Source organism: Streptomyces sp. 6N223 (assembly GCF_052246635.1).
GTDB lineage: Bacteria > Actinomycetota > Actinomycetes > Streptomycetales > Streptomycetaceae > Streptomyces.
In genome coordinates this window covers 1-3815 of the sequence record NZ_JBQQCA010000124.1, presented here as the reverse complement: position 1 = coordinate 3815, position 3815 = coordinate 1, and the positions used below count along the sequence as shown (strand labels likewise).

Annotated in this window: 1 protein-coding gene; it reads right to left on the bottom strand. The window is 75.6% G+C overall.

All coding sequences use genetic code 11. From position 1 onward, the window contains the following. Positions 1-3815 (bottom strand): SDR family NAD(P)-dependent oxidoreductase (locus ACTWQH_RS32540; protein WP_443290416.1); only part of this gene is annotated, 3815 nt, incomplete at both ends.

The window sequence follows — 3815 nt, the reverse complement described above, 5'->3', positions numbered from 1 at the left end:
TGACCATCTTGATCACGCCCGCCACACCCGCCGCCGCCTGCGTGTGGCCGATGTTGGACTTGATCGAGCCCAGCCACAGCGGCCGGTCCTCCGGCCGGTCCTGCCCGTAGGTCGCGAGCAGCGCCTGCGCCTCGATCGGGTCGCCCAGCGTCGTGCCGGTGCCGTGCCCCTCGACCACATCCACGTCGGCGGCGCCCAGTCCTGCGCTCGCCAGCGCCTGGCGGATCATCCGCTGCTGCGAGGGGCCGTTCGGCGCGGTCAGGCCGTTGCTGGCGCCGTCCTGGTTGACGGCCGAGCCGCGCAGCACCGCGAGCACCTCGTGCCCCTTGCGCCGCGCCTCCGACTGCCGCTCCAGCAGCACCAGCCCCACGCCCTCCCCCCACCCCGCGCCGTCGGCCGCCGCCGAGAAGGACTTGCAGCGCCCGTCCGGCGCGAGGCCCCGCTGGCGGCTGAACTCGATGAACGGCGCCGGGGTGGCCATCACCGTCACGCCGCCCGCCAGCGCCAGGTCGCACTCGCCCTGACGCAGCGCCTGCACGGCCAGGTGCAGCGCGACCAGCGACGACGAGCACGCCGTGTCCACCGACACGGCCGGGCCCTCGAAGCCGAAGGTGTACGCCACCCGGCCCGAGGCCACGCTCGCCGCGCTGCCGTTGCCGAGGTACGCCTCGAAGCCCTCGGGCGCCTCGCGCAGGCGCCAGCGGTAGTCGTTGTACATCACGCCCGCGAACACGCCGGTCTGGCTGCCGCGCAGCGTCGTCGGGTCGATCCCGGCCCGCTCGAACGCCTCCCACGCCGTCTGGAGCAGCAGCCGCTGCTGCGGGTCCGTCGCCAGCGCCTCGCGCGGCGAGATCCCGAAGAAGTCCGGGTCGAAACGGTCGGCGTCGTACAGGAAGCCGCCCTCTCGGGCGTACGCCGTCCCCTCCTTGTCGGGGTCGGGGTCGTACAGGGCGTCGAGGTCCCAGCCCCGGTTGGTGGGGAAGGCCGAGACGGCGTCGCGGCCCTCCGCGACCAGCCGCCACAGGTCTTCGGGCGAGCGCACCCCGCCCGGGTAGCGGCAGGCCATGCCGACGATCACGATCGGGTCGTCGTCCAGGGCGGCGTTGCGCACCACCGGCGCGCCCGCTGCCGGCGTCGCGCCCGTCACCTCCGCCAGCAGGTGCGTGGTGAGGGCCTGGAGCGTCGGGTAGTCGAAGATCAGGGTCGCCGGCAGTCTCAGGCCGGTCGCCGAGCCGAGCCGGTTGCGGAGCTCGACGGCGGTCAGGGAGTCGAAGCCCAACGCCTTGAACGCCCGGTCGGGGTCGATGCTCTCCGGCGTGGCGTGGCCGAGGACGATCGCGACCTGCGCACGCACCATGTCGAGCACCGTGCGTTCGCGCTCCTCGTGCGGCAGCGCGGCGATGCGCCCGGCCCAGGAGTCGGCGTCGCCGGTGGCCGCCGCGGCGGCGCGTGCCCGCCGCGTGGGGACCCGCACCAGGGCGCGGAACATCGCGGGCGGCGCGGCCAGGGCGCGTACGGCCGCGAGGCTGACGCGCGCGGTGACCGACAGGGGCCGGTCGGCGGCCAGTGCCGCGTCCAGGACGGCGAGGCTGGCGTCGGACGGCAGCGGCACGATCCCCGTTCGGCCGAGCCGCGCGCGGTCGGACTCGTCCATGGCGGAGGTCATGCCGCTGGCCTGCTCCCACAGGCCCCAGGCGAGCGAGACGGCCGGGAGGCCGAGCGCGCGCCGGTGGTGGGCCAGGGCGTCGAGGAAGGTGTTGGCGGCGGCGTAGTTGGCCTGGCCGGCGTTGCCGAGGATGCCCGCGACGGAGGAGAAGAGGACGAAGTGGCGCAGGTCGGGGGCGTGTTCGCGGGTGAGCTCGTGCAGGTGCCAGGCGGCGTCCACCTTCGGGCGCAGGACGGAACCGAGCTGGTCGGGCGTCAGGCCCGCGACGGTCGCGTCGTCGAGCACGCCCGCCGTGTGGAAGACGGCCGTGAGGGGGCGTTGGACGCCCTCCAGCAGCGCGCCGAGTGCCCGGCGGTCGGCGGTGTCGCAGGCGGTGAGGGTGACGGTGGTGGCGCCGAGGGTGGTGAGTTCTTCCTGGAGTTGGGGGGCGCCGGGGGCGTTGGGGCCGCTGCGGCTGGTGAGGAGGAGGTGGCGGGCGCCGTGGGTGGTGACGAGGTGGGTGGCCAGGAGGCGGCCGAGGGTGCCGGTCGCGCCGGTGATCAGCACGGTGCCTTCCGGGTCGATGCCCGCGATGCTCTCGACGCCGTCGAACGCCCCTGGACCGGTGTCGGGACGGGCGAGCCGGGGCGCCCATGCGGCGTTGTCGCGGATGGCGAGCTGCGGTTCGCCCGTGGCGAGCGCGGCGGCGAGCCACCTCTCGGCTGTGTCGTGGTCGTCACTGTCGATGAGGACGATCCGGCCGGGGTGCTCCGTCTGCGCGGACCGCACCAGGCCCCAGATCGGGGCGTGGCGCAGGTCGGTCACGTCCTCGCCGCTGCGGGCGGAGACGGCGCCGGAGGTCAGCACGACCAGCCGCGTGCCGGCGAACCGCTCATCCGCCAGCCAGCCCTGCAACAGGGCGAGCACGGCCCGCACGCTCTCGAACGCCGACGCGGGCACGTCCGTGCCGCCCGTGGCCGGCAGGGGGAGCAGCAGCACCTCAGGAGGTGCGGCGACGGCGGCGGCCAGGGCGGCCTCGGCTCCGGCGTCCGGGTCGAGGGTGTGCCAGGAGCCGGGGACGCTCTTGCTCCCGTCCGCCTCGCCGAGAGGAACGGAGACCCAGTCGAGCGCGTACAGGCTGTCGCGCACGGCTCCCGCACCCAGGCCCGCGCCCGCGGCCGCGCCCGCGACCGTGCTGAGGCGTTCGGCCGCGACCGGCCGCAGCACGAGCGAGTCCGCCGAGGCGACCGGCGCGCCCGTGCTGTCGGCGATGCTCAGCGCGAACTCCCCGGAGCCCGCCGGGGCCAGCGCGACGCGCAGTGCGTTCGCACCGGTGGCGTGCAGGCGTACGCCGCTCCACGAGAACGGCAGCGCGATCTCGTCGGACGAGCCCGCGCCGTCCCACAGCCCGGCCAGCACCGCCGGGTGGAGGGCGGCGTCCAGCAGCGCGGGGTGGATGCCGAAGCCGGAAACGTCGGTGTCCTCGGGCAGCGCGACCTCGGCGAACACCTCCGCACCACGCCGCCACAGCGCGCGCACGCCGCGGAAGACCGGGCCGTACTCGTAGCCCCGGGCGGCGAGGAGGTCGTACGCCTCGTCCGGGTCGGTGGCGGTGGCGTGGGGCGGCGGCCAGGCCGTGAGGCCGGTGGCCTCGGTGGTCCGGGCGGTGGCGAGGATCCCCGCGGCGTGGCGTGTCCAGGGCGCGTCGTCCTCGGCGCGGGAGTGGACGCCGACCTGGCGGCGGCCCTGAGCGTCGGGCGGGGAGAGGACCACCTGCACCTGAACGCCGTCGCCGGTGGACGGCACGACCAGCGGGGCCTCCAGCGTGAGGTCTTCCACCACGTCGCAGCCGGCCTGGTCGCCGGCGGCGATGGCGAGTTCGACGAACGCCGTGCCCGGCAGCAGCACGGTGCCGAGCACGCCGTGGTCGGCGAGCCATGGATGGGTGTGGGTGGAGAGGCGGCCGGTGAGGACCAGGGCGTCGTCGTCGGCGAGTTGGAGGGACGCGGCGAGGAGCGGGTGGTCGGCCGGGTCGAGCCCGAGGTCGGTGGCGTTGGCGGTGCTGGTCGCCTCCAGCCAGTAGCGCTGGTGCTGGAAGGGGTAGGTGGGCAGGGCGGGTGGTGGGGTGGTGGGGGTGGGGAGGTGCCAGTCGATGGTGAGGCCGTGGGTG